This window comes from Zavarzinia aquatilis (assembly GCF_003173035.1).
In the GTDB taxonomy this organism is placed as follows: Bacteria; Pseudomonadota; Alphaproteobacteria; order Zavarziniales; family Zavarziniaceae; genus Zavarzinia; species Zavarzinia aquatilis.
Map to the genome: position 1 here is coordinate 170,852 of NZ_QGLE01000008.1, position 20,961 is coordinate 191,812.

The following is a 20,961-nucleotide window of genomic DNA, read 5'->3' on the forward strand; positions in this document are numbered from 1 at the left end:
CCCCCCGAATTTCGCTGATTTGACTGGGTTTTCCGCTGGCATGGGGCTTGCACCGTCCCCGTCGACCGGGAGGAGCCCACCATGACAGCCGTTGCGCCGACCACGACCGAGACGAATGCCCGCGAGACCGCGCGGCTGCCCCGTCTGTTGCCGGGCAAGCGCGGCGAGATTGGCGCGGCGCAGGCCGATTTCTTCGGCTCCTCGAAACCGGGTGACCCTGACCTGACCTTCGGCGAGGTGCTCGACGTGATCAATCCCCTGCAGCATATCCCCCTGGTCTCCACCCTCTATCGCAGCGTGACCGGCGATACCATCAGCCCGTCCGCCCGCATTGTCGGCGGCGCGCTGTATGGCGGGCCGATCGGCGCTGGCGTCGCCATGGTCGGCGCGATCATCGAACAGGCCGAAGGGGCGCCGCCCGAAACCCTGGCCATGCGTGCCCTCGGTCTCGAATCGGGCGGGGAAGCCACGGCGCTGGCCTCGGCCGGCACGGGGCCGGGCGGGTTGATCGCCGAGGCGACGACGGCGCCGGCCGCCGCGGCCACGACTGTCGCGGCCAAGCCGGCCGAGGCGACACTCGCCAGCGCGGCATCTCCCGCACCGGCAGCCGCCGCCAGCGGCGCGCCGCAACTGAGCACGGCGGCTTTCGATACGCTGATCCGCTCGATGGGCGGCAAGCCCGAGGCCGAGGCCAAACTCGCCGATGCCGGGGCTGCTGTCGCGACCGAAACGGCGGCGGCGGGCACGACCGAGACCCGGCGCTTCTTCCCGGCGCGGCAGAGCGGCGTGAAGCCGACCCGCGTCGTCGCCATGGATATCAGGCCCGAGGACAAGGCGAATTACGACAATGCCCTGCGCCTGATGCGCCAGAACATCGACCGTTACACGGGCGCCGCTTCCGTGGTGCCGGCGGCCGCGGCCGCGGCGGCGCCGTGATCAGCCGGTCACGGTTCTGATCGCGCTTTCGATCCGGCGGCGGACGTCTTCGGGCTCCGCCGCGATGGCCGTGGCGAGCAGCCGCATCTGACGGCGCAGGCCATGAATCTGGTCGAGCAGCGACAGCACGACGGGCAGCGCCCCGGGATCGAGGTCGAGTTCGCCGCGCAGCTGGCAGACCAGACGGATGCGGGCGAGATCGAACTCGTCGAAGGCGGGATCGGCTTCGTCGTCGCGGGGCAGGACCCAGCCTTCGGCGACATAGGTGCGCAACTCGGTCAGGGTCAGGCCGGCGGCGGCGACGACCTGGGTTTCGGTGTAACGGGTCACGGCATCACCTTCCACAGGGCGGCGCGGGGATCGGGTTTGCCTTTCGCCTGCCACTCACGCATCAGGGCTTCGAGGGCGGGATCGGGCACCTCGGGCAGGACGATCTTCAGCGTCACGCGCTGATCGCCCGCCGGCTTGATGCCCTTGCCCTTCAGGCGCAGCACATCGCCCGAATGGGCGCCCTTCGGCACTGACATCTTCACCCTGCCGGTCAGGGTCGGCACTTCGACCTTGGCGCCCAGCACCGCCTCGTCGAGGCCGATCGGCAGGTCCAGCAGGATATCGTCGCCATCCCGCCGGAAAACGGGATGGGGGCGCACGGTCAGCTCGACCAGGGCATCGCCGGCCGGCCCGCCGCCGAGACCCGGGGCGCCCTTGCCCTTCAGGCGCAACACGGTGCCGTCCTTCGCCCCCGCCGGAATGGCAAGGTCGAGGGGGCCGCCCTCGGGCAGGGTGATGCGCTTCGTCGCGCCGTTGGCGGCGTCGAGGAAATCGACCTCGAGATGGAAACGCAGGTCGCCGCCCCGGGCGGCGAAGCCCCGGCGCCCCGCGCCCTGCTGACCGAACAGGCCGGAGAAGATGTCCGAGACATCCTCGAAGTCGCCATAGGCGCCGTGCGATGTGTAGCGCCCGGTCGGATCGGCCTCGGCGTAATGGCGGTACGAGGGATGTTCGGGCGGCCGTTCCTGACCGCTGGCGTCGATCTCGCCCCGGTCGAAGCGCGCGCGCTTCTCGGCATCGCTCAACAGGCTGTGGGCGGCGGAAACCGCCTTGAAGCGATCTTCCGCCGCCTTGTCGCCGGGGTGCAGATCGGGATGCAACTCCTTCGCCAGCTTGCGATAGGCCTTGCGGATGGCATCGGGCGAGGCATCCCGCGCGACGCCCAGCAGTTTGTAGGGATCGTCACTCAAACTCGGACCTCATGAATTACAGGGGCGGGCGCCGGACGGCGCAGGTCGCGAGCGAGGCCGGTCAGCGCCGCCTCGTCCAGGGTCTCGCGCGCCAGCAGCGTTTCGGCGCCCTTTTCCAGTATGTCGCGATTGTCGGTCAGGATCGCAAGGGTGCGGGCGAAGGCGCCGTCGATGGTCGCCTTCACCGCAAGGTCGATCCGCGCCGCCGTCGCCTCGCTGTAGCGGCGGTCGAACAGGCTCTGCCCGCCCTGGCCGAGGAAACCCGGCCGGTCGCTGTCGTAGGAGACCTGACCCAGCGTCTCGTCCATGCCATAGCGCGTGACCATGGAGCGGGCGATATCCGTCGCCTTGGCAAGATCGTCGGCCGCGCCGGTCGACAGATGGCCGAAGCAAAGCACTTCCGCCGCCCTTCCGCCGAGGAGGACGGCGATCTTGTTCTCCAGCTCTTCCCGCGTCATCAGGTAGCGGTCTTCGGTCGGGCGCTGGATGGTGTAACCGAGGGCGCCGATGCCGCGCGGGATGATCGAGACCTTGTGCACGGCGTCGACCCCGGGCAGGGCGAGGGCGGTCAGGGCATGGCCCATCTCGTGATGGGCGACGACCTCGCGCTCCTTCGGGTTCAGCAGGCGGTTCTTCTTTTCGAGACCGGCGACGATCCGCTCCACCGCCCGGGTGAAATCGTCGAGACTGACCGAAGCCGCCTTTCGCCGTGTCGCCAGCAGGGCCGCCTCGTTGACGAGATTGGCGAGATCGGCGCCCGAGAAGCCGGGGGTGAGCTGGGCGATGGTCTCGCGGTCGACGTCATCGGCGAGGCGGATCTTCTTCAGGTGCACGGCGAGGATCTGCACCCGACCCGCCCGGTCCGGCCGGTCGACCAGGATCTGCCGGTCGAAACGGCCGGCGCGCAGCAGGGCGGGGTCGAGGATTTCCGGCCGGTTGGTCGCGGCCAGCAGCACGAGGCCCGAGCTGGGATCGAAACCGTCGAGTTCGGAGAGGAGCTGGTTCAGCGTCTGCTCCTGCTCGTCGTGGCCGCCGATCTGGCTGGCGGCGCCGCGCGCCCGGCCGAGGGCATCCAATTCGTCGATGAAGATGATGGCCGGGGCTTTCGCCCTTGCCTGCTCGAACAGGTCGCGCACCCGCGCGGCGCCGACGCCGACGAACATCTCGACGAATTCGGAACCGGAGATCGAGAAGAAGGGCACGCCCGCTTCGCCGGCCACGGCACGGGCCAGCAGGGTCTTGCCGGTACCCGGCGGGCCGACCAGCAACACGCCCTTGGGCACATGGGCGCCGAGGCGGCCGTGTTCGGCCGGCGCCTTCAGGAAGTCGACCACTTCCTGCAATTCTTCCTTGGCCTCGTCGACCCCGGCGACATCGTCGAAGGTTACCTTGGTATCGGCGACGACATAGATCTTCGCCTTGCTCTTGCCGATGGCCATCATCCCGCCCATGCCCTGTTTCTCGGCGAAGCGGCGGATGACGAAGAACCACAGGAAGCCGAACATCAGGGCCGGCAGCACCCAGGACAGGATATTGCTCAGCCAGTTGTCGTCGGCCGCGCCGGAATATTCGATGCCCTTGGCGCGCAGCTTCTCGGCCAGCTCCGGCTCGACCCTCGTGGTCACGAAACTGGTCTTCTTGCCCTCGGGCGCGGTGAACTCGCCCCTGATGTAATCCTTGCCGATGACAAGGTCGCGCAGCTTGCCCTCGTCCAGCAGCTGCTCGAAGCGGCTGTAGGGAATGGGCGCCACCGTCTGGCTCTGCACCCAGAGATCGCGCAGCATGAAGATGCCGAAGACCGCGAGGAGGACGTACCAGAGATTGATCTGCGTCTTGCGTTCCATGGGATTGCTGAAGCCCCCTTCATCGCCGACAGAGTGATGCCTTGATGTATTCGCGCTTTGTTCCAGGTCAAGGCTTTGCTAGAACCTCGGACCTGGGAAACCGGAGTCGGCGCGTGACCGGCGAAGATCAGCAACCGCCCCCGATCCGCAAGATCATCCACATCGACATGGATGCCTTCTACGCCTCGGTCGAGCAGCGGGACAACCCTGAACTGCGCGGCCTGCCCGTCGCCGTGGGTGGGGCGCGGGCGCGCGGCGTCGTCGCCGCCGCCAGCTACGAGGCGCGGCGATTCGGCGTTCGCTCGGCCATGCCGTCGGTCACCGCGCTGCGCAAATGTCCGGACCTCGTTTTCGTCCGGCCGCGCTTCGATGTCTACCGTGCCGTCTCGGCGCAGATCAGGGCGATCTTCGCCCGCTATACCCCGCTGATCGAGCCTTTGTCGCTCGACGAAGCCTATCTGGACGTGACCGAGAATATCCCGGGCATCGCCTCGGCCACCGCGATCGCCGAGGCGATCCGCGCCGAGATCAAGGCGGAAACCGGCCTGACCGCCTCGGCCGGGGTGTCCTACAACAAATTTCTGGCCAAGCTCGCTTCCGACTACAGGAAGCCCGACGGGCTTTTCGTCATTACGCCTGCGATGGGGCCCGGTTTTGTCGAGAGCCTGCCGGTCGGCCGTTTTCACGGCATCGGCCCCGCGACGACGGCGCGCATGAACAGCCTCGGCATCCTGACCGGGGCGGATTTGCGCGCCCGTGACCTCGCCTTTCTGGAAAGCCATTTCGGCAAGGCGGGCCGGCATTATCACGGGATTTCCCGGGGCATCGACCACCGCCGGGTCGAGCCCGACCGCGAGCGCAAGTCGATCAGCGCCGAGACGACCTATGACAATGACCTGACCAGCCTTCCCGCGGTCGAGGCCGCTTTGGGCGAGCTTGCCGACAAGGTCTGGCGCCACTGCGCCCGTCATGGCTACAGCGGGCGCACGGTGACCATCAAGGTGCGCGATCCCCGCTTCAACGATGTGACCCGCAGCCGAACCCTGCGCGATCCGGTCGGGGGCGCCGCCGAGCTTCAGGCCATCGCGATGGAGCTGTTCCTGCACAGCCTGCCGGTCGAGGCCGGTATCCGCCTGCTGGGCGTCGGCCTTGCCGCGCTGACCGATGGCGAGGGCGATGAGGCGCGGCAATTGCGGCTGGCGCTGGGTCCGGGGTGACGGCTTATCTCCCCCGTCACCCCGGCGAAGCCGGGGTCTTGCGACGGTGGGGCGTCCTTGCCCGCACCAGATCCCGGCCTGCGCCGGAGTGACGATGGGGAAGCGCGACTTACCGCGACAGGCCGGCGTCGTGCAGGGCTTCGAGATAGGCGGTGAACATTTCCGCCTTGGTTTCGCCGAAGCGGCGCAGCGTCTCCCAGGTGAAGAGGCCGCTGTCGTGGCCGTCGTCGAAGATCAGGCGGACGGCGTAATTGCCGACCGGCTCCGCCCCGATGAGGCTGACGTTGCGTTTGCCGGCGACCAGCTTCTTGGTCGCGGGGCCATGGCCCTGGACCTCGGCCGAGGGGCTTTCGACCCGCAGCAGCTCGGCCGGGACGACATCCTTGCGGCCATCGTCCCAGTCGATTTCCAGCGCCCTTTCGGCGCGGCGCAGGCGAATCTCGACCGGCCAGGGGCTCATGCGGTCGCGCCGTCGTCGAGCGAGCGGGCTTCCTCGATCAGCATGATCGGAATGCCGTCGCGGATCGGATAGGCGAGGCGGGCGGCCTCGGAGACCAGCTCGCCCTTCTCGCGGTCGTAGCGCAGGGGCTGGCGCGAGGCCGGACAGACCAGGATTTCCAGCAGCTTGGGATCGACGGCGCCGCCGTTGGCGGGCTTGCTCGGGGCTTCGGTCATGGTCGTCTCTATTGCAGCTTGGTTTCGGGGGCACCCGGCGGGGCCGCCACCGCCATTTCGAGCAGGGCGATCATCATGTCCGCCCGGTCGGCGATGTCCCGCGCCTCGAGCAGGGCCTGTTTCTCGGGCGGGGTGAAGGGGCAGATCATGGCGAGGGCGTTGATCAGGCTTTCCGCCGGCGCCTTCTCGATCGCCTGCCAGTCGGCCGAGAGGCCATGCAGCTCGAGATAGGAGCGCAGCGCCGGGGCGAGGCGGTTACGGTTCACATCGCCCGCATGGGGCGGCGGTTCCAGATCGTCGGCGAATTCGGTGTAATCCGCGACCACCTTGCGATAGGGGGTGACGCGGGCGAGTTCTTCCCTGATGCGGAAGCGGCTGATCCCGGTCAGAGTGATCTGGAAGCGGCCGTCCTCATTCTCGGTGAAGGCGGTGATCCGCCCGGCGCAGCCGACGGGATAGACCGCCGGCTCGTGTTCCCGGCTCGCCGGGTCGAGCGGCTGGACCATGCCGATGGTCCGGCCCGAGGCCAGCGCGTCGCGCACCATGGCGAGATAGCGCGGCTCGAAGATGTTCAGCGGCAGGCGCCCGCGCGGCAGGAGCAGCGCCCCCGCCAGCGGGAAGATCGGCAGGGTCGAGGGCAGTTCCTCGATCCCGGCAAGTCCGGCCCGGGCCGACATCGGCGGCCCGTCAGGCGAAGAGGATCGACGACAGGCGGCGGCGCCCGTCGATCGCCAGCGGATCGTCGAAGCCCAGCACCTCGAACAGCTTGACCAGCTGCTTGCGCGCGGCTTCGTCATTCCATTTGCGGTCGCGTTTCACGATCTCCAGCAGATGGTCGAGGGCGGCGGCATTGTCGCCGGCGGCGTGCAGGCCGACCGCGAGGTCGAAACGCGCCTGGTGATTGGCCGGATCGGCCGCGACGGCGGCCGCGAGCGGGGCGAGGTCGCCGACCTTGGCCGCTTCCTCGGCGAGGGCGAGGGCGGAACGGGCGCTGGCCACCTCGGCGTCGCCTTCCTTGTCCTCGGGCACGGCGGCGAGGAATTCCGCCGCCTCGTCGAGGGCGCCGCGCGCGACCGCGATCTTGGCGAGGCCGGCGAGGGCAGCGGCGTTCTGTTCTTCCATCTGCAGGACATGGGCGAAGATGCCTTCGGCTTCATCCGCCTGCCCCTCGGCGAGGGCCTGGCGCGCCGCCTCCAGCGCCTCCTCGACCGGCGAGCCGGCACCGCCACCCATCTTGGCGAGGCGCTCGACGAAGGTCTTCACCTGGCTGTCGGGCACGGCACCGGTGAAACCGTCGACCGGCTGACCCTGGAAGAAGGCATAGACCGCGGGGATCGACTGGATGCGCATCTGCTGCGCGATCTCGGGGTTCTTGTCGACGTCGATCTTCACCATGCGCACGGCGCCGCCGGCCGCGACCACGGCCTTTTCCAGCGCCGGGCCGAGCTGGCGGCAAGGGCCGCACCAGGTGGCCCAGAAATCGACGATGACGGGGACCTGCATCGAGGCGTCGATGACATCCTGCCGGAAGGTGGCGAGGCCGCTGTCCTTGATGAGATCGGCGGCGGCCGGGCCGGGCCGGCCGGCGCTGCCCGAGGGGCCCTGTCCGATGAGGGTTTCCATGCTTTTGTTCCGTTGCCTGCGTCGCGATGGCTCTTGGCGAGCCGTTGGGCTCATGTTTAGGCGTCCCCGCGGCCGAAGGCACGCGGGTTTTTGCATCGGCCTGCTAGATTGGGCGGTGCGTGCCCGGGCGCAAGGGGGGATCAGTCCGCCTTCGCCGCCCGCGCCGCCGCCCGTGCCGCGGCAAGGCCGGCCAGATCGGCCATCAGCGGCGGATGACCGACGGCCTCGAGGAAGCGCAGGAAATCGGCGCGGGGCAGCGCCGTCGTGCGGTCGTTGCGCAACGGATGGAAATGCAATGGGTCGAAGGCCATCAAGCCCTCGTCGAGCACGAGTCGCACCGGCGCGGCCGATTCGTTGGCGAGGGCGAGCGGCGTGACCGAGCCCGGGGAAACGCCTAGCAGGGCCGTCATCGCTTCCGCCGCGCCGAAAGACAGGCGCGGCGCCTGCAGGAATTTCTCCAGCGCGGTCAGGTCGACGCGGGTGTTTTCCTCGGCGACCACCAGCCAGAACCCGCCCTTCCTGTCCTTCAGGAACAGGTTCTTGGCATGGCCGCCAACAAGCGCGCCGCGCAAGGCCTGCGCCTCCTCGACGGTATGGGCCGGGGCATGGTCGTGGGTGCGGTGCGCGATGCCGAGGGCATCGAGGCGGGCGAGCAGTTCTGAATCGGTCAACGGCATGTCTCTGTTCTACCGCTTGCGGGCGCCGAAAAACATGCTTGCAAAGATCGGGCGCCTGCGTATAGTGCCGGCCTCGACGCGATCAGCGGCCTTTGAAACGCCACAGATTACGTCGTCCGACGCCAGAGCGGGCGTAGCTCAGGGGTAGAGCACAACCTTGCCAAGGTTGGGGTCGAGGGTTCGAATCCCTTCGCCCGCTCCAGTTTCCCGAAGGAAACTGATATCGACAGGCCGCCGGACAAACGCCAGAGCGGGCGTAGCTCAGGGGTAGAGCACAACCTTGCCAAGGTTGGGGTCGAGGGTTCGAATCCCTTCGCCCGCTCCAGATTTCTATATCTCATCGGCTCTTCGGGCGTGCATTGCGCGTTCTTGGGTATTCCTGTGTCACGGCCAATTTCAGAAAAAAGATCTTTGCGTAGATCTTTTTCGCCGCTAGCATGATGGCCATGAGCATCGCCCAGACCGAACCTCTTCGTCCTGAATTGGATCCCGCGCCGCTGCCCCGAGTGGTTGGCGGCTTTTCGACCGTGCTGGCCGATCCGCCGTGGCGGTTTTCGAACCGTACCGGGAAGGTCGCGCCCGAACATCGGCGACTCGACCGCTATTCGACCATGTCGCTCGAAACGATCAAGGGGCTCCCTGTGAAGGAGGTCGCGGCACGGAACGCGCACTTGTACCTCTGGGTGCCCAACGCCCTTCTGCCCGAAGGACTCGATGTTATGTCGGCGTGGGGCTTCCGCTATGTCTCGAACATCATATGGGCCAAGCGGCGCAAAGACGGCGGACCCGACGGCCGAGGGGTTGGTTTCTACTTTCGGAACGTGACCGAAATTCTCCTCTTTGGTGTCAAGGGGTCAATGCGGACGCTCTCGCCAGGGCGCTCACAGGTCAACATGATAGAGACGAGGAAACGCGAGCACTCCCGGAAGCCGGATGAGCAGTATGACCTGATCGAGCGTTGCTCGCCCGGGCCGTATCTCGAGCTGTTCGCGCGTCACCCCCGGCCCGAATGGACGCTCTGGGGCGATGAGTCTGCGGAAGACCATGTGCCGCGCGGAAAGGCCCACAAAGGCTACTTGGGGGGAGAAATCCTGCCGCCGCTGCGTGCCAACGAGCACTTGCAGCCCGAGGTCGCGGTTGCTCTGGGGGCTGAACTGAAGAGTCGCTATCAGGCGGGAAGTAGCGTGCGTGAAATTTCGGACGAGACCGGCTACTCGATACAGCGTGTGCGTTCGTTGCTGGCCGGGGTGGAGACCTCAATGCGCCCCCGGGGAAGGCGGGGGGGCTGAGTCAGGAGTAGGGCTGGCCGTTCCAAGTGCTCTCGTCGGCCGCAACGATTAACACAGGGCATGAACCCATAACGCCCCGGCGCATTCTCATCTGGGCTTTGTCGAAGGCCGTGACGGTTGAGGTGGAAAGGTCGATAGGCAAATTCTTGTTGCGCTTTTCCTTTGGCAGGGTCGCCTGGTAATCACCCCATATCCGCCGAGCGAGGGCAAGCAATGATAATCTGTCCTTGGTAATAATGACGCCCGCGGAGATGATCCCGGCCTCAAACCACGAGCGATATGCAGCCAGATCGCGATCGAGGTTGCCGTCCTTCGCATTCCATTCCACATCCAAGACAATGCGGTTCTTGAAGTTATCGACCAAATACCCTTCCTGCCTGATTACAGGAAGCTCACCGACTTGATGGCCTTCTTTGTCAAGTAGGAGGCCGCGTGTCTCAAGGTCAAGTCTCGTTTCTCGCCAACCGTGCTTGAAAAACTCGCCGTCTATTTGCTCCGCGATGTCACCTCTGTTCCCCCCTGCCTTCAGCCAGAACTTGGGATCTAACCGATAGGTCGAAAGAACTTCCACGATATCCGCCCACTCTTGGGGGCAGACAGCCTTCATCACGGCCGATGCAGAATTTGATTCCATGAATGCCCAGTGCTCTCGGGCTTCGGCGGGGAGAATGCTCGGATCTCTATAGCTGAATGTTTCATACATGGTTCAACCATGGCGGCATTCCCGCCAACTATCAATACTGACAATGCCACGTGCTTATCAGAGCGAGACGGGTACAAGCCTTTGAGTGGCGTTTCGCTGGCGGTCCCCGATCTCACTCAATCACTTTCGGCTTCTCCCCATCACCCCGCCCCCCGCGCCAGCGCCAGCCAGGCCCGCGCGGCGTCCGAGAGATAGCCGCCGCGGCGCCAGGCGAGGGCCATGTGCCAGTCGGTGTCGGGTTCGGTCAGGGTGGCGAGGTGGACGCCCGGGTGGGGGCGTTGCAGGGCGATCATGCGGGGCAGGAAGGCGACGCCGAGGCCGGCGGCGACCAGCGCCGCGATGAAGTCGATCTGGCCACTGCGGGCGGCTTCGGTCGGGGTGAAGCCCCGGCGCTCGCAGGCGGCGATGATCACGGCGTTGAGGGCGAAACCGCCTTCGAACAGGATGAAGGGGGTTTCGCGCAGGGCCGCGAAATCGACCGTCTCCGCGCCCGCCAGGGGATGGCCGGCGGGGATGAGCGCGGTCAGCGGCTCCCGCCGGACGGGCTGGAAATCGAAATCGTCGCCGAGCGGCAGCAGGGTGGCGATCATCTCGATCTCGCCCGCCATGAGGATTTCTTCCAGCCGCTTGCTGCCATGTTCGACCAGACGGATTTCGACGCCCGGATAACGCTGGCGATAGGCGGCGAAGAGCGGGGCGAAGAGCTGGCTGCTGCCCAAGGGAGGCAGGCCGAGGCGGAGTTCGCCCCGGCGAAGGCCACGCAGATCGTCGATCTCGCGCAGCATGTCGTCCCGCTCGGTCAGGATGGCGAGGGCGCGGCGCTGGACGATGGCGCCCGCCGCGGTCAGCACCGGCCGGTGTCCGGTACGGTCGAGGAGGGTGACGCCCAACTCGTCCTCGAGCTGCTTCACCGCCTTGGACACCGTGGGCTGGGTGGCGAAGACGACCTTGGCCGCCGACGAGAAACCGCCCTGGCGAACCACCTCGACGAAGGCACGGAGGGTGCGAAGGTGCATCGACATTCCAATCTGGAATGAAAAAAATTCAGACAATTCATTTTATCTATAACGCAGGCGGTTCAATATGAAAGGGAATTCCGGGAACCCCTGACATGACCGCGCATCGCCTGCCTCTTCGCCTGAAAGCCATTCTTCGCCGCAGCCGGCTGGCGCAGCTCGCGCTGATCGTCGGGGTGTGGGCGCTGGGGGATGCGGTATCGCGCGGCCTGGCCCTGCCGGTGCCGGGCGGGATCATCGGCATGGCGCTGATGCTGGCGCTGCTGCTCGCTCATGGGCTGGGGCCGGCGTCGATCCGGCGCGGCGCCGATGTCCTGCTGGCCGACATGCTGCTGTTCTTCGTCCCCGCCGTCATGGGGCTGCTGGATCATGGCGAATTCATCGGCCTGCTCGGCCTCAAGCTGCTGGCGGCGATCCTGTGCGGCACGCTGCTGGTGATGGCGGGCACGGCCCTGACGGTCGAGACCGTCCAGCGCCTGATGGCCCGGGCGGAGCTGCGCCATGACCATTGACTGGAGCCTGCCGTTTTGGCCGGCGGCGACGCTGCTCGCCTATCTCCTGTGCCGGACGGTCTATCGCCGCTGGCCCGGGTGGTATTTTTCGCCCTTGCTGACGACGCCGCTGATCCTGCTCGCCGTCGCGGTCGGGCTTCACGCGACCTATGGCGAATATCTGCGGGGAAGCCATGTCCTGATGGCCATGGTCGGACCGCTGACCGTCGCCTTCGCCCTGCCGATCTATGACCAGCGGGCGGTGATCCGGCGGCACTGGTTGCCGCTATCGGTCGGCGTCGCGGCGGGCAGCCTGATCGCCATCGCCAGTGGTTATGCGTTGGCCCGCGTCCTCGACCTGACGCCGGAGCTGCGGCAGAGCCTGCTGCCCCGCTCTGTCACCATGCCCTTCGCCATGAATGTCTCGGGCCATGTCGGCGGGCTGCCGGAATTGACCGCGGTTTTCGTCATGGTCACCGGCATCGTCGGTGCCGCCGTCGGCGACATCCTGCTGAAGCTGCTGCCCTTGCGCTCGTCGATGGCGCGGGGTGCGCTGTTCGGCATGGGCGCGCATGGCGCCGGCGTCGCCAAGGCGCGGGAGGTCGGGGCGGAGGAAGGCTCGGTCGCCGGCCTCGTCATGATCCTCGCCGGGCTGGCCAATGTCGCCGTCGCGCCCCTGGTGATCACGGCGCTGGGCTGAGCGCCCAGCTCACCGCCAGCTCTTCCCGGAAGGCGAAGCGGATCAGGTGGCGGGCGATCACGTCCTGCACCTGCGCGATGGCATCCGGCCCCTCCGCCTCGGCGGTCAGATGCAGCGTGCCGCCCTCCGCCGCCAGCCGGCAGGTGCCGAAGGGAAAGGCGATGCTGCCCCGGCCTTCGTCGAGCGCGAGTTCGACCGGGATCTTGTGGCCGAAATGCTTGCACAGCTGGCCGAGGTAGCGTTTGGCGAAGGTCGTGGCGACCTCCGCTTTCGATTGGGTCATGAGACCTCCTTACAGGTTTTCGATGGCGAGGGCGGCGGCGTCGATGGCGGCGGCGGCCTGGCGGATCGCCTCGTCCGACGGTTTGCCGGCGGCGAGTTTCAGACGCAGCGCGGTCTTCAGGTTTTCCATCGCCCGGATGATCTGCGGCGGCGGACCGTCGCCATGGATCGCGCGGGTTTCCGCCATGCGGGCGAAGAGGGCATCGACCGCGCCCTTGTTGGTCGCGAGGAAGGCGCGGCCCGCCTCGGTCACCGCATAGAGCTTGCGGCTGGACTCGCACAGCTGGATTTCGACCTGGCCCAGTTCCTCAAGGAGGGTGAGGGTGGGATAGACCACGCCCGGACTGGGGCTGTACTGGCCGCCCAACGCCTCCTCGATCGCCTTGATCACTTCATAGCCGTGGCGCGGTTTCTCCGCGATCAGGCCGAGCACGACGAGCCGCAGATCGCCATGATCGAAGAAGCGCCGGCCGCGCCGGCCGCCCCCGCCCATGCCCCCGCCCATGTGACGGCCGCCATGATGGCGGTCGCCGAATTCATCGCCGCCCCGGGCGAAGCGCCGCCCGAAGCCGTGGCCACCGCAATGGCCCTTGAACATATGCATTCTCATCTCCGACATTGTTTCGATATGTCGGAAATTAGATATATCTAAAAAGAGTCGATTTCAACCCTAATCGAGATCGGGTCGGCCCCGGGCTTTTTTGACGTCGCCGCGGCGGTCCTTGGCGGCGAGGCGGCGCTGTTTGGAGGCGAGGGTGGGGCGGGTCGGCCGGCGCTGGACGGGGACCACCGTCGCCTCGCGGATCAGCTCGACCAGGCGTTCGCGGGCGTCGGCGCGGTTCCGTTCCTGGGTGCGGTGCTGGCGGGCGAAGAGGACGAGCACGCCGTCCTGGGTCAGGCGCCGGCCGGCCAGCGTCATCAGCCGCTGCCGGACCCCTTCGGGCAGGGAAGGGGAGCGGGCGACATCGAAGCGCAGCTCGACCGCGGTCGCCACCTTGTTGACATTCTGGCCGCCCGGGCCGGAGGCCTGAATGAAACTCTCGGCGATTTCGCTCTCGTCGATGGAGAGCCGGTGGGTGATGCGGATCGGGGGCATGGCCGGGTCATTGTAGACGGAGTCGGGCCACGGGCAACCGGGGGCGCGGCATTCGGCGCCCCCGCTGCGATTCCGGTCAGTTCTTGACCACGTCCTCGAGGAAGAAGCGGCCGAGCGGGTTCTGGTAGAAATTGTCGATATTGGCGCGCGAGACGTTGCGGTACGGGCTGTAGTAGAGGTCGATCCAGTGCACGTCGGCCTTCGACAGCTTCTGGATCTCGATATACATCGCCTCGCGCTTGGCCGGGTCCTGCTCGATGCGGGCGGCGGCGACCAAGTCCTTCACCTTCGGGTTATTGTAACGGGTCATGTAATTCATGTTGGTATCGTGGCCGACGACGAAGGTGGTCTTCTGGTCGGGGTCTAGGATGTCGTTGGTCCAGTACATGACCGAGATGTCGTAATCGCCCGAGACCAGCATGTCCCAGCTCTGGCTGGGGTCGACCTTCTGCAGGTTGGCGGTGATGCCGGCCTTGGCCAGCTGCTGCTGCAGGAGGACGGCGATCTGCTCGTCCACCGCATCGCCCGCGTTGACGACATAATTGAGGGTCAGGCCCGTCGCCCCAGCTTCGGCCAGCAGGGCCTTGGCCTTCTCGGGATCGTAGGGACGCTGCAGGTTATCGCCGAAGTGATAGAGCGCGCCTGCGGGAATGAAGGAATTGGCGACCTGGCCGATGCCGAAGGTGACGGCGTCGACGATGGCCTTCTTGTCGATGGCGTAGTCGATCGCCTCGCGTACCCGGACATCGGCCAGCTTGCCGTGCTCGTGGTTGATCAGCAGATGGTCTTCGCGGGTCGACGGGTCGAGCTGGACCTTCAGGTTCTTGTCCTGCTGCAACTCGGCGATGCGCGAGAAGGGCACGAAGATCGCGCTGTCGATCTCGCCGGCCTGAACCTTCAGCATCCGCGTGTTGTCGTCCGGGATGGCGATCCATTCGACGCCGTCCAGGCTGACACGCCCGGCTTCCCAGAAATTCGGATTCTTGGCGAGCACGACCTTGTCGCCGCGCAGCCATTCCTTGACCGTGAAGGCGCCGGAAGCGACGGGGTTCTCGGCATAGGCCTCGGCCCCCATCTTCTTCATCGCCGCTTCCGACAGGATCGAGACGCCGGGCATGGCGAGGGTCGACAGGAAGGGCGCGGAAGGCGTGACCAGCGTGACCACCAGGGTCTTGGGGTCGGTCGCGACGGCAGTCTTTACCACCTTGTAGGAATCGGCCCAGAGCGAGCCCTCGTCGTCGCGGATTCGCAGCAGCGAAAAGGCGGCGTCGCCTGCCGTGATCGGGCTGCCGTCCGAGAACTTCGCGTCGCGCATCTTGAAGGTATAGACGAGGCCGTCGGGCGAGATGGTCCAGCTTTCGGCGAGGCCCGGCTCCAGCTTGGTGCCGGTCTTGTCGACGCGGACAAGGACGTCATAGACATTGGAGAAAACCCAGAAGTCGATGTTCTGGGCGGTCTTGATCGGATCGAAAGTGGTGCTGTCCTCGCGCCGGCCGATGGTCAGCACGCCCGAGGCCTCGGCCATGCCGGACCCGAAGGCGAGGGCGGCGAGGAAGCCCGCCGCGGCCAGACTCAGTCGATTTCGCTTCATGGCTCCATACTCCGTGGTTGGGTGGTGGTGATCTCGTCGGGTGACAACACGCAGGCGGTGATGCGCTCGCCGTCATGACGGGCGGGTGGCGCCATTTCCCGGCATTCCGGCCGGGCGAGGCGGCAACGCGGGTGGAAGGCGCAGCCCGGCGGCAGCGCCAGCGGGCTGGGCGGCTCCCCCGGCAGCGGATCGGCGGGCAGGGGCCGCGCCGGATCGAGCGACGGGATGGCGGCGACGAGAGCAGCCGTATAGGGATGGCGGGGGCTCGAGAACACCGCCTCCGTCGGCCCTTCCTCGACGATGCGGCCGAGATACATGACCGCGACCCGGTCGCACAGGCGACGCACGATGGCGAGATCGTGCGCGATGAAGATCATGGCAAGACCCATGCGCGCCTTCAGCTCGATCAGCAGATTGATGATCTGGCCCTGGATCGAGACGTCGAGGGCGGCGACGCATTCGTCGGCGATGACGAGGCGCGGTTCGATGGCGAGGGCGCGGGCGATGCCGGCGCGCTGACACTGGCCGCCCGAAAGGGCATGGGGCTTCCGCCCGGCGAGGTCCGGGCGCAGGCCGACAAGGTCGAGCAGGGCGGCGACCCGGGCCGGAACCTCGGCGGGTGGAACCTCGCCCTTCACCCTCAGCACCTCGGCGATCGAGGTCGCGATGGTCTGGCGCGGGTTGAGCGCGTTGAACGGGTCCTGGAAGATCATCGCCGCGTTACGGCGCAGATGGGCGAGACCGGCGCGGTCACGGCCCGATACCCGCTTGCCGTCGAAGCCGACATGACCCGCCGTCACCGGGGTCAGGCCGAGGAGGGCGCGGCCGAGGGTGCTCTTGCCGCTGCCGCTCTCGCCGACGAGGCCGAGGGTCTCGCCCGGCTCGAGACGGAGCGAAACGCCGTTGACCGCCTGGACCTCGCGCCGGCGCAGCATTCCGCCCGCCGGATAGTGCACAACGAGGTCGTCGACCTCGAGCAGCGGCGGGGTCATGGCACCTCCCCCGTCAGCGGATGATGGCAGGCGACGATGCGGCCTTCGAGGGCGTGGGGCGCTGGCATCTCGCGTCGGCAGGTCTCGCTCGCGCGGGGGCAGCGGGGGTGGAAACGGCAGCCCGCCGGCATCTCGCCGGCCGAGGGCGGCTGGCCCGCGATGGTCGGCAGGGGCAGGCCGGGGCCGCCGCCGTCCTCCCCCGGCTGGCAGCGGATCAGGCCCTGTGTATAGGGGTGCAGGGGGCGGCGCAGGATGTCGGTCTTCGCCCCCTGTTCGACGATGCGGCCGGCATACATCACGGCGATGCGGTCGCAGGTCTGGGCGATGACGCCGAGATCGTGGCTGATCAGCACGATGGCGAGGCCGCGCGCCTCGCGCAGGGCCAGGAGGAGGCGCAGGATCTGCGCCTGCACGGTCACGTCGAGGGCGGTGGTCGGCTCGTCCGCGATCAGGATGCCGGGATCGCAGGACAGGGCGACGGCGATCATCGCCCGCTGGCGCATCCCGCCCGAGAATTCATGCGGGTAATTGCGGGCGCGTCGCGCCGGGTCGGGAATGCCGACCTGGGCCAGCAGGTCGATGGCCGCCGCCCATGCCGCCTTGCGGTCGAGGCCACGGTGCAGGCGCAGACCCTCGGCAATCTGGTCGCCGATGCGCATGACGGGGTCGAGGTGACTGGCCGGGTTCTGGAACACCATGCCGAGAGCATGGCCGCGCAGACGGCGCATGTCCGCCTCGGGCAGGGCGGCGAGATCGTCGTCGCCAAGCAGGATACGTCCGCCGGTGACCGCGACCTGACGCGACGGCAGCAGGCGCATCAGGGCGCGGCAGGCCATGGTCTTGCCCGAACCGCTCTCGCCGACGAGGCCGAGGATTTCGCCCTGGCCAAGGTCGAAGGAAATACCGTCGACGAGATCGAGCGGCCCGGCGGACACCCGCAGGTCGCGGACCGAGAGCAGCGGCGCGCTCATTCCCGCACCCCCAGCATGTCGCCGAGGCCATCGGCCAGCAGGCTGAAGCCGAGGGCCAGGGTGACGATGGCGAGGCCTGGGAAGGTGGTCATCCACCAGGCGGTGGTGATGAAGCCCTGACCTTCCGCGACCATGACGCCCCATTCGGCGACCGGTGGCTGGACCCCGAGGCCGAGGTAGGAAACGGCGGCACCGTTCAGCAGCACGAGCACGGCATCGGACATGGAAAAAACGATGGAGCCGGCGATGGCATTGGGCAGCAGGTGGCGAAACATGATGCGCAGGGGGCCGAAGCCCAGGCTCTTCGCCGCGACGATGAAATCGGCCCCGCGGAGCACGAGAACCTGCGCCCGGATCAACCGGGCGTAGGACACCCAGCCGACCATGGCCATGGCGATATAGAAGGAGGCAAGGCCCGGCCCGAGGATGGCGATGATCGCCAGCATGAGGACGAGGAAGGGAAAGGCCAGCACGACGTCGAGGATGCGCATGAAGACGGTGTCAACGAGGCCGCCGAAGTAACCGGAAACGGTGCCGAGCACGGTGCCGATCAGAAAAGGGAAGATCACGCCGAGAAAGGCGATCTGCAGGTCGATCCGCGCGCCCCAGATCACGCGCGACAGGACATCGCGGCCGAAATTGTCGGTGCCGAAGGGATGCGCGGGGGAAGGGGGCTGCAGGGCGATGGTGCCGTCCTGCAGGATGGGGTCGAAGGGCGCGACAAGGGGCGCGAAGAGCGCCAGCAGCAGCCACAGGCCGACCACGCCGAGCCCGAGGCCGAAGGCCGGATAGCGCCGGCCCAGCCGGAGGGGCAGGCGAAGGCTCCCCGCCCTCACAGCCGCACCCGCGGATCGGCGAGGGCGGTCGCGATGTCGGCGATGAAATTCACCGTGACCGTGGCGCAGGCGAAGATCATGGCGACACCCTGCACGACCAGATAATCACGGGCGAAGATGGCGCGCACCAGCAATTGCCCCAGGCCGGGTATGGCGAAAACGCTTTCGATGACGACGGTGCTGCCGATCAGCCAGCCGATATTGACGGCGAGCAGGTTGATCGTCGGCACCAGCGAATTGGGCAGGACATGGCGGCGGAACACCTGGCCTTCCGACAGGCCGCGCGCCCGCGCCGCCATCGCCTGATCGGACTGGAGTTCGGCGATCATCGAGGCGCGCAGGTTGCGCGTCAGCACGGCGGACAGGGCAAGGGCGATGGTCAGGCAGGGCAGCACCAGATGGTGCAGCCTGTCGGCCAGGGTCTCGCCATAGCCGGCGACGGGGAAGAGGTCGAGATGGATGCTGAACAGGATGATCAGCATGAGGCCGAGCCAGAAGGCCGGCAGGCCGAGGCCCGAGGTCGAGACGAGGCGCACCAGGTGATCGGCGAGACCGCCCCGGTTGCGCGCCGCCAGCGTCGCCAGCGGCACGGCGAGCAGGAGGGAGAGCAGCACCGAGCCGGCGACGAGGGCCAGCGTCGGCTCGATCCGTCGGGCGACGAGGTCGAGGATCTCGATCTTGTAGACGATGGACTTGCCCATCCGGCCGTCGAGCAGGTTCTCGACGAAGTAGAAATATTGCCGCCACAGGGGCTCGTCGAGGCCGAACTGCTGGCGGATGCGGGCGATCGCCTCGGGCGTGCCGCGCGGGCCGAGCAGCACGCGCACCGGATCGCCGGGAATGGAGCGGACCAGGGCGAAGGTGGCGATGCTGATGCCGATCAGCACCGGCAGGAGCTGCAGGGGGCGGAACAGGACGAAGCGAAACCGGTCCATCGTCCGTTCAGCCCCCCAGCCGGTGACGGTTCAGGAACTCGACGATGCGCCGACGATACGCCGCCGGTTCCTCATAGAAGGGCGAGTGGGAGGAATTGGCCATGATGGCGATCTCGGCCCCCGGGATGGCATCCTTCATGCGCATCCCGCAGGCCGGGGTCAGTACGTCGTGGCGTCCGTTGACGATGAGCACCGGCCAGGTGAATTCATGCAGCCGGTCGAGCCGGCGCCACGAGGTGATCGAGCCGATATAGTGATATTCGTTCGGCCCCTGCACCGCGAAATAGATCGGATAATTGAAGCCGGCCTTGGAACGGGCGGCGGGCAGCGGCCGCTCGGGCAGGCGGCGGATGTGGCGGTAGTCGAGCAGGGTGACGGCGGCGTCATAGGCCGGATGGTCGTAACGCCCCTCGGCCTCGAGGCGCTGCATCATGGCGACGGTCTCGGGACCGAGGGCGCCGCGCAGGGCGTCGATTTCCGCCATCAGATGGGGAATGTCGGCACAGGTATTGGCCAGGATCATGCTGGCGATGCGCGCGGGATAGGTCAGGGCATATTCGATCCCGCACCAGCCACCCCAGGAATGGCCGAGGAAATGCACGCGCTCTAGGCCGAGGCCCGCCAGCACGTCTTCCACTTCCTCGACGTAACGCTCGATGGTCCAGAGTGCGGGATCGTCGGGGTGATCGGAGCGGCCGGTGCCGAGCTGGTCGTAGGTGACGACGCGGAAACCCTCGGTGGCCAGCGGCACATGCGGGTCGCGCAGATAGTCGGAGGGCAGACCCGGCCCGCCGTTCAGCAGGAACAGAACCTCCGGCCCGGTGCCGTAGGAATAGGCGGTGACGCGGTGGCCGCTGCGCAAGGTGATCTCGCTCGTCTCGTCGGCCGGCCGGTCGTCCCAGACCACGAAGCCATCGCCGAGGCGCCCGCTTTCGGCCATGCCGGTCATCGGGCGACCCCGGCGAGGAAGTCGAGCAGCACCGGGTAATAGGCCGCCGGTTCCTCATAGAAGGGCATGTGGCTGCTGTTGGGGAAGACCTTCAGCACGGCATGGGGAATACCGAGCCTGATCTTCAGGGCGCAGGCCGGGGTCAGCTCGTCGTGACCGCCGCAGGTGATCAGCGTCGGCACCGCGATCCGGTGCAGCTCGGGCACCCGGTTCCAGTCCTTCAGGTTGCCGGTGTAGAGGAATTCGTTCGGCCCCTGCATGGTGCCGTAAGGCCCCATGTTCCAGTCGTCGAGCGAGCGTTTGACCGGCGCCGGCCAATCGTCCAGCCGGCAGACATGGCGGTAGTTCAGGATGGTGATCGCCGCCTGATATTCGGGATGGTTCAGGGTGCCTTCCGCTTCGTGGCGCTGCATCATGGCGACCGTCTCCGGCCCCAGCGCCGCGCGCAGCCGCTCCAGTTCCGCGATCAGATGCGGCATGTCGGCGACCGTGTCCTCGAGGATCAGACTCTTCAGGGCCTCCGGATAGGTCAGGGCATAGTCGATGGCGAGCCAGCCGCCCCAGGAATGGCCGAGCAGATGGACCTTGCCGAGGCCGAGCGCCTTCCTGACCGTCTCCGTCTCCTCGACATAACGGCCGATGGTCCACAGGGCGGGATCGGTCGGCCGGTCGGCGGCGCCGGTGCCCAGCTGGTCGAAGGCGACGACGCGGTAGCCCCGGTCGATCAGGCAGGAATGCGCCTCGCGCAGGTAATCGCAGGGCAGGCCCGGGCCGCCGTTCAGGCAGAACACGGTTTCCGGCCCGCTGCCGAAGCTGTAGGCGACGACCTTGAAACCGTCGACCGTAACCTCGATCCGCTCGTCGGGTTCGATTTCACGCCACATGACCAAGCCTCCG

25 protein-coding genes and 2 tRNA genes are annotated in these 20,961 nt (G+C 67.3%); 7 read left to right on the top strand and 20 right to left on the bottom strand.

Features of this window, described 5'->3' with window-relative positions; translation table 11 throughout:
* The first annotated feature begins 81 nt into the window (after positions 1-81).
* Positions 82-936: a hypothetical protein gene (locus DKG74_RS14575; protein ID WP_109906904.1), complete on the top strand. Its 855-nt coding sequence runs from the start codon at positions 82-84 to the stop codon at positions 934-936.
* Here DKG74_RS14575 and DKG74_RS14580 read toward each other — a convergent pair whose 3' ends face one another.
* The 3 genes from DKG74_RS14580 to ftsH are packed head-to-tail and all read right to left on the bottom strand — an operon-like array spanning position 937 to position 4,021.
* Positions 937-1,266 (bottom strand): chaperone modulator CbpM, encoded by a 330-nt coding sequence (locus tag DKG74_RS14580; protein ID WP_109906953.1) that lies wholly within the window; start codon positions 1,264-1,266, stop codon positions 937-939.
* Positions 1,263-2,177 carry a DnaJ C-terminal domain-containing protein gene (locus DKG74_RS14585; RefSeq protein ID WP_109906905.1) on the bottom strand — a complete coding sequence of 305 codons (915 nt, stop codon included), beginning with the start codon at positions 2,175-2,177 and terminating at the stop codon, positions 1,263-1,265. Before DKG74_RS14585 ends, DKG74_RS14580 begins: the two co-directional genes overlap by 4 nt.
* Positions 2,174-4,021, bottom strand: a complete 1,848-nt coding sequence (gene ftsH / locus DKG74_RS14590; RefSeq protein ID WP_109906906.1) for an ATP-dependent zinc metalloprotease FtsH — start codon at positions 4,019-4,021, stop codon at positions 2,174-2,176. Before ftsH ends, DKG74_RS14585 begins: the two co-directional genes overlap by 4 nt.
* A gap of 113 nt (positions 4,022-4,134) precedes the next feature.
* Here ftsH and dinB point away from each other — a divergent pair, with 113 nt between their 5' ends.
* Entirely contained in the window at positions 4,135-5,238 is a 1,104-nt protein-coding gene (gene dinB / locus DKG74_RS14595; protein WP_279340880.1) for a DNA polymerase IV, read from the top strand.
* 109 nt (positions 5,239-5,347) lie between these two features.
* Here the strand turns inward: dinB and DKG74_RS14600 are convergent, their stop codons facing one another.
* From DKG74_RS14600 to DKG74_RS14620, 5 genes are all read right to left on the bottom strand, one after another.
* The gene (locus DKG74_RS14600; RefSeq protein ID WP_109906908.1) at positions 5,348-5,698 is read right to left on the bottom strand and encodes a gamma-butyrobetaine hydroxylase family protein; all 351 of its coding nucleotides are present in this window, start codon (positions 5,696-5,698) and stop codon (positions 5,348-5,350) included.
* Positions 5,695-5,913 carry a Trm112 family protein gene (locus tag DKG74_RS14605; RefSeq protein ID WP_109906909.1) on the bottom strand — a complete coding sequence of 73 codons (219 nt, stop codon included), beginning with the start codon at positions 5,911-5,913 and terminating at the stop codon, positions 5,695-5,697. The genes DKG74_RS14600 and DKG74_RS14605 overlap by 4 nt, the downstream gene beginning before the upstream one ends.
* An 8-nt stretch (positions 5,914-5,921) precedes the next feature.
* Positions 5,922-6,590: an LON peptidase substrate-binding domain-containing protein gene (locus tag DKG74_RS14610; RefSeq protein ID WP_109906910.1), complete on the bottom strand. Its 669-nt coding sequence runs from the start codon at positions 6,588-6,590 to the stop codon at positions 5,922-5,924.
* A 10-nt stretch (positions 6,591-6,600) separates the two neighbouring features.
* The gene (locus DKG74_RS14615; protein WP_109906911.1) at positions 6,601-7,536 is read right to left on the bottom strand and encodes a thioredoxin family protein; all 936 of its coding nucleotides are present in this window, start codon (positions 7,534-7,536) and stop codon (positions 6,601-6,603) included.
* Between the two features lie 140 nt (positions 7,537-7,676).
* Entirely contained in the window at positions 7,677-8,213 is a 537-nt protein-coding gene (locus tag DKG74_RS14620; RefSeq protein ID WP_109906912.1) for a prolyl-tRNA synthetase associated domain-containing protein, read from the bottom strand.
* Between the two features lie 127 nt (positions 8,214-8,340).
* Between DKG74_RS14620 and DKG74_RS14625 the strand changes: the two genes are divergently transcribed.
* The 3 genes from DKG74_RS14625 (at position 8,341) to DKG74_RS14635 (ending at position 9,502) form a co-directional block, all read left to right on the top strand.
* Positions 8,341-8,415, top strand: a tRNA-Gly gene (locus DKG74_RS14625).
* A 48-nt stretch (positions 8,416-8,463) separates the two neighbouring features.
* Positions 8,464-8,538: transfer RNA gene (locus DKG74_RS14630), tRNA-Gly, on the top strand.
* Positions 8,539-8,659: 121 nt separating this feature from the next.
* The gene (locus tag DKG74_RS14635; protein ID WP_207779362.1) at positions 8,660-9,502 is read left to right on the top strand and encodes an MT-A70 family methyltransferase; all 843 of its coding nucleotides are present in this window, start codon (positions 8,660-8,662) and stop codon (positions 9,500-9,502) included.
* 1 nt (position 9,503) lies between these two features.
* Here DKG74_RS14635 and DKG74_RS14640 read toward each other — a convergent pair whose 3' ends face one another.
* Positions 9,504-10,205 carry a BglII/BstYI family type II restriction endonuclease gene (locus DKG74_RS14640; RefSeq protein ID WP_207779363.1) on the bottom strand — a complete coding sequence of 234 codons (702 nt, stop codon included), beginning with the start codon at positions 10,203-10,205 and terminating at the stop codon, positions 9,504-9,506.
* Between the two features lie 140 nt (positions 10,206-10,345).
* The gene (locus tag DKG74_RS14645; protein WP_109906954.1) at positions 10,346-11,221 is read right to left on the bottom strand and encodes a LysR family transcriptional regulator; all 876 of its coding nucleotides are present in this window, start codon (positions 11,219-11,221) and stop codon (positions 10,346-10,348) included.
* A gap of 95 nt (positions 11,222-11,316) precedes the next feature.
* On the opposite strand from DKG74_RS14645, the gene DKG74_RS14650 reads away from it, so the two are divergent.
* Positions 11,317-11,733, top strand: a complete 417-nt coding sequence (locus DKG74_RS14650) for a CidA/LrgA family protein (protein ID WP_109906915.1) — start codon at positions 11,317-11,319, stop codon at positions 11,731-11,733.
* Positions 11,723-12,412, top strand: coding sequence for an LrgB family protein (locus tag DKG74_RS14655; protein WP_109906916.1), 690 nt, complete (start codon positions 11,723-11,725; stop codon positions 12,410-12,412). Before DKG74_RS14650 ends, DKG74_RS14655 begins: the two co-directional genes overlap by 11 nt.
* On the opposite strand, the gene DKG74_RS14660 is transcribed toward DKG74_RS14655, so the two are convergent.
* The 10 genes from DKG74_RS14660 to DKG74_RS14705 form a co-directional block, all read right to left on the bottom strand.
* The gene (locus DKG74_RS14660) at positions 12,396-12,695 is read right to left on the bottom strand and encodes a DUF2218 domain-containing protein (protein ID WP_109906917.1); all 300 of its coding nucleotides are present in this window, start codon (positions 12,693-12,695) and stop codon (positions 12,396-12,398) included. The two genes, DKG74_RS14655 and DKG74_RS14660, sit on opposite strands and share 17 nt — an antisense overlap.
* A gap of 9 nt (positions 12,696-12,704) precedes the next feature.
* The gene (locus DKG74_RS14665; protein ID WP_243404138.1) at positions 12,705-13,298 is read right to left on the bottom strand and encodes a PadR family transcriptional regulator; all 594 of its coding nucleotides are present in this window, start codon (positions 13,296-13,298) and stop codon (positions 12,705-12,707) included.
* 66 nt (positions 13,299-13,364) lie between these two features.
* On the bottom strand, positions 13,365-13,790 hold the full coding sequence (gene arfB, locus DKG74_RS14670; protein WP_109906918.1) for an alternative ribosome rescue aminoacyl-tRNA hydrolase ArfB: 426 nt from the start codon (positions 13,788-13,790) through the stop codon (positions 13,365-13,367).
* Positions 13,791-13,866: 76 nt separating this feature from the next.
* A complete protein-coding gene (locus DKG74_RS14675; protein ID WP_109906919.1) occupies positions 13,867-15,381 on the bottom strand; it encodes an ABC transporter substrate-binding protein in 1,515 nt (504 codons plus the stop codon).
* The gene (locus DKG74_RS14680) at positions 15,378-16,373 is read right to left on the bottom strand and encodes an ABC transporter ATP-binding protein (RefSeq protein ID WP_109906920.1); all 996 of its coding nucleotides are present in this window, start codon (positions 16,371-16,373) and stop codon (positions 15,378-15,380) included. The genes DKG74_RS14675 and DKG74_RS14680 overlap by 4 nt, the downstream gene beginning before the upstream one ends.
* The gene (locus DKG74_RS14685; protein WP_109906921.1) at positions 16,370-17,344 is read right to left on the bottom strand and encodes an ABC transporter ATP-binding protein; all 975 of its coding nucleotides are present in this window, start codon (positions 17,342-17,344) and stop codon (positions 16,370-16,372) included. The genes DKG74_RS14680 and DKG74_RS14685 overlap by 4 nt, the downstream gene beginning before the upstream one ends.
* The gene (locus DKG74_RS14690; protein WP_109906922.1) at positions 17,341-18,180 is read right to left on the bottom strand and encodes an ABC transporter permease; all 840 of its coding nucleotides are present in this window, start codon (positions 18,178-18,180) and stop codon (positions 17,341-17,343) included. Before DKG74_RS14690 ends, DKG74_RS14685 begins: the two co-directional genes overlap by 4 nt.
* The gene (locus DKG74_RS14695) at positions 18,177-19,115 is read right to left on the bottom strand and encodes an ABC transporter permease (RefSeq protein ID WP_109906923.1); all 939 of its coding nucleotides are present in this window, start codon (positions 19,113-19,115) and stop codon (positions 18,177-18,179) included. The genes DKG74_RS14690 and DKG74_RS14695 overlap by 4 nt, the downstream gene beginning before the upstream one ends.
* A gap of 7 nt (positions 19,116-19,122) precedes the next feature.
* Entirely contained in the window at positions 19,123-20,064 is a 942-nt protein-coding gene (locus DKG74_RS14700; protein WP_207779365.1) for a proline iminopeptidase-family hydrolase, read from the bottom strand.
* A complete protein-coding gene (locus DKG74_RS14705) occupies positions 20,061-20,948 on the bottom strand; it encodes a proline iminopeptidase-family hydrolase (RefSeq protein ID WP_109906924.1) in 888 nt (295 codons plus the stop codon). The genes DKG74_RS14700 and DKG74_RS14705 overlap by 4 nt, the downstream gene beginning before the upstream one ends.
* Positions 20,949-20,961 lie beyond the last annotated feature (13 nt).

What these genes read in the sequence shown, in the direction of transcription:
- DKG74_RS14605 (WP_109906909.1), bottom strand. Translation starts at nt 5,913, where the DNA reads ATGACCGAAGCCCCGAGCAAGCCCGCCAACGGCGGCGCCGTCGATCCC.
- DKG74_RS14650 (WP_109906915.1), top strand. Translation starts at nt 11,317, where the DNA reads ATGACCGCGCATCGCCTGCCTCTTCGCCTGAAAGCCATTCTTCGCCGC.
- DKG74_RS14705 (WP_109906924.1), bottom strand. Translation starts at nt 20,948, where the DNA reads ATGTGGCGTGAAATCGAACCCGACGAGCGGATCGAGGTTACGGTCGAC.
- DKG74_RS14685 (WP_109906921.1), bottom strand. Translation starts at nt 17,344, where the DNA reads ATGAGCGCGCCGCTGCTCTCGGTCCGCGACCTGCGGGTGTCCGCCGGG.
- ftsH (WP_109906906.1), bottom strand. Translation starts at nt 4,021, where the DNA reads ATGGAACGCAAGACGCAGATCAATCTCTGGTACGTCCTCCTCGCGGTC.
- DKG74_RS14695 (WP_109906923.1), bottom strand. Translation starts at nt 19,115, where the DNA reads ATGGACCGGTTTCGCTTCGTCCTGTTCCGCCCCCTGCAGCTCCTGCCG.
- DKG74_RS14660 (WP_109906917.1), bottom strand. Translation starts at nt 12,695, where the DNA reads ATGACCCAATCGAAAGCGGAGGTCGCCACGACCTTCGCCAAACGCTAC.
- DKG74_RS14615 (WP_109906911.1), bottom strand. Translation starts at nt 7,536, where the DNA reads ATGGAAACCCTCATCGGACAGGGCCCCTCGGGCAGCGCCGGCCGGCCC.
- DKG74_RS14600 (WP_109906908.1), bottom strand. Translation starts at nt 5,698, where the DNA reads ATGAGCCCCTGGCCGGTCGAGATTCGCCTGCGCCGCGCCGAAAGGGCG.
- DKG74_RS14620 (WP_109906912.1), bottom strand. Translation starts at nt 8,213, where the DNA reads ATGCCGTTGACCGATTCAGAACTGCTCGCCCGCCTCGATGCCCTCGGC.
- DKG74_RS14640 (WP_207779363.1), bottom strand. Translation starts at nt 10,205, where the DNA reads ATGTATGAAACATTCAGCTATAGAGATCCGAGCATTCTCCCCGCCGAA.
- DKG74_RS14575 (WP_109906904.1), top strand. Translation starts at nt 82, where the DNA reads ATGACAGCCGTTGCGCCGACCACGACCGAGACGAATGCCCGCGAGACC.
- DKG74_RS14680 (WP_109906920.1), bottom strand. Translation starts at nt 16,373, where the DNA reads ATGACCCCGCCGCTGCTCGAGGTCGACGACCTCGTTGTGCACTATCCG.
- DKG74_RS14610 (WP_109906910.1), bottom strand. Translation starts at nt 6,590, where the DNA reads ATGTCGGCCCGGGCCGGACTTGCCGGGATCGAGGAACTGCCCTCGACC.
- DKG74_RS14700 (WP_207779365.1), bottom strand. Translation starts at nt 20,064, where the DNA reads ATGACCGGCATGGCCGAAAGCGGGCGCCTCGGCGATGGCTTCGTGGTC.
- DKG74_RS14645 (WP_109906954.1), bottom strand. Translation starts at nt 11,221, where the DNA reads ATGCACCTTCGCACCCTCCGTGCCTTCGTCGAGGTGGTTCGCCAGGGC.
- DKG74_RS14635 (WP_207779362.1), top strand. Translation starts at nt 8,660, where the DNA reads ATGAGCATCGCCCAGACCGAACCTCTTCGTCCTGAATTGGATCCCGCG.
- DKG74_RS14675 (WP_109906919.1), bottom strand. Translation starts at nt 15,381, where the DNA reads ATGAAGCGAAATCGACTGAGTCTGGCCGCGGCGGGCTTCCTCGCCGCC.
- DKG74_RS14655 (WP_109906916.1), top strand. Translation starts at nt 11,723, where the DNA reads ATGACCATTGACTGGAGCCTGCCGTTTTGGCCGGCGGCGACGCTGCTC.
- arfB (WP_109906918.1), bottom strand. Translation starts at nt 13,790, where the DNA reads ATGCCCCCGATCCGCATCACCCACCGGCTCTCCATCGACGAGAGCGAA.
- DKG74_RS14665 (WP_243404138.1), bottom strand. Translation starts at nt 13,298, where the DNA reads ATGCATATGTTCAAGGGCCATTGCGGTGGCCACGGCTTCGGGCGGCGC.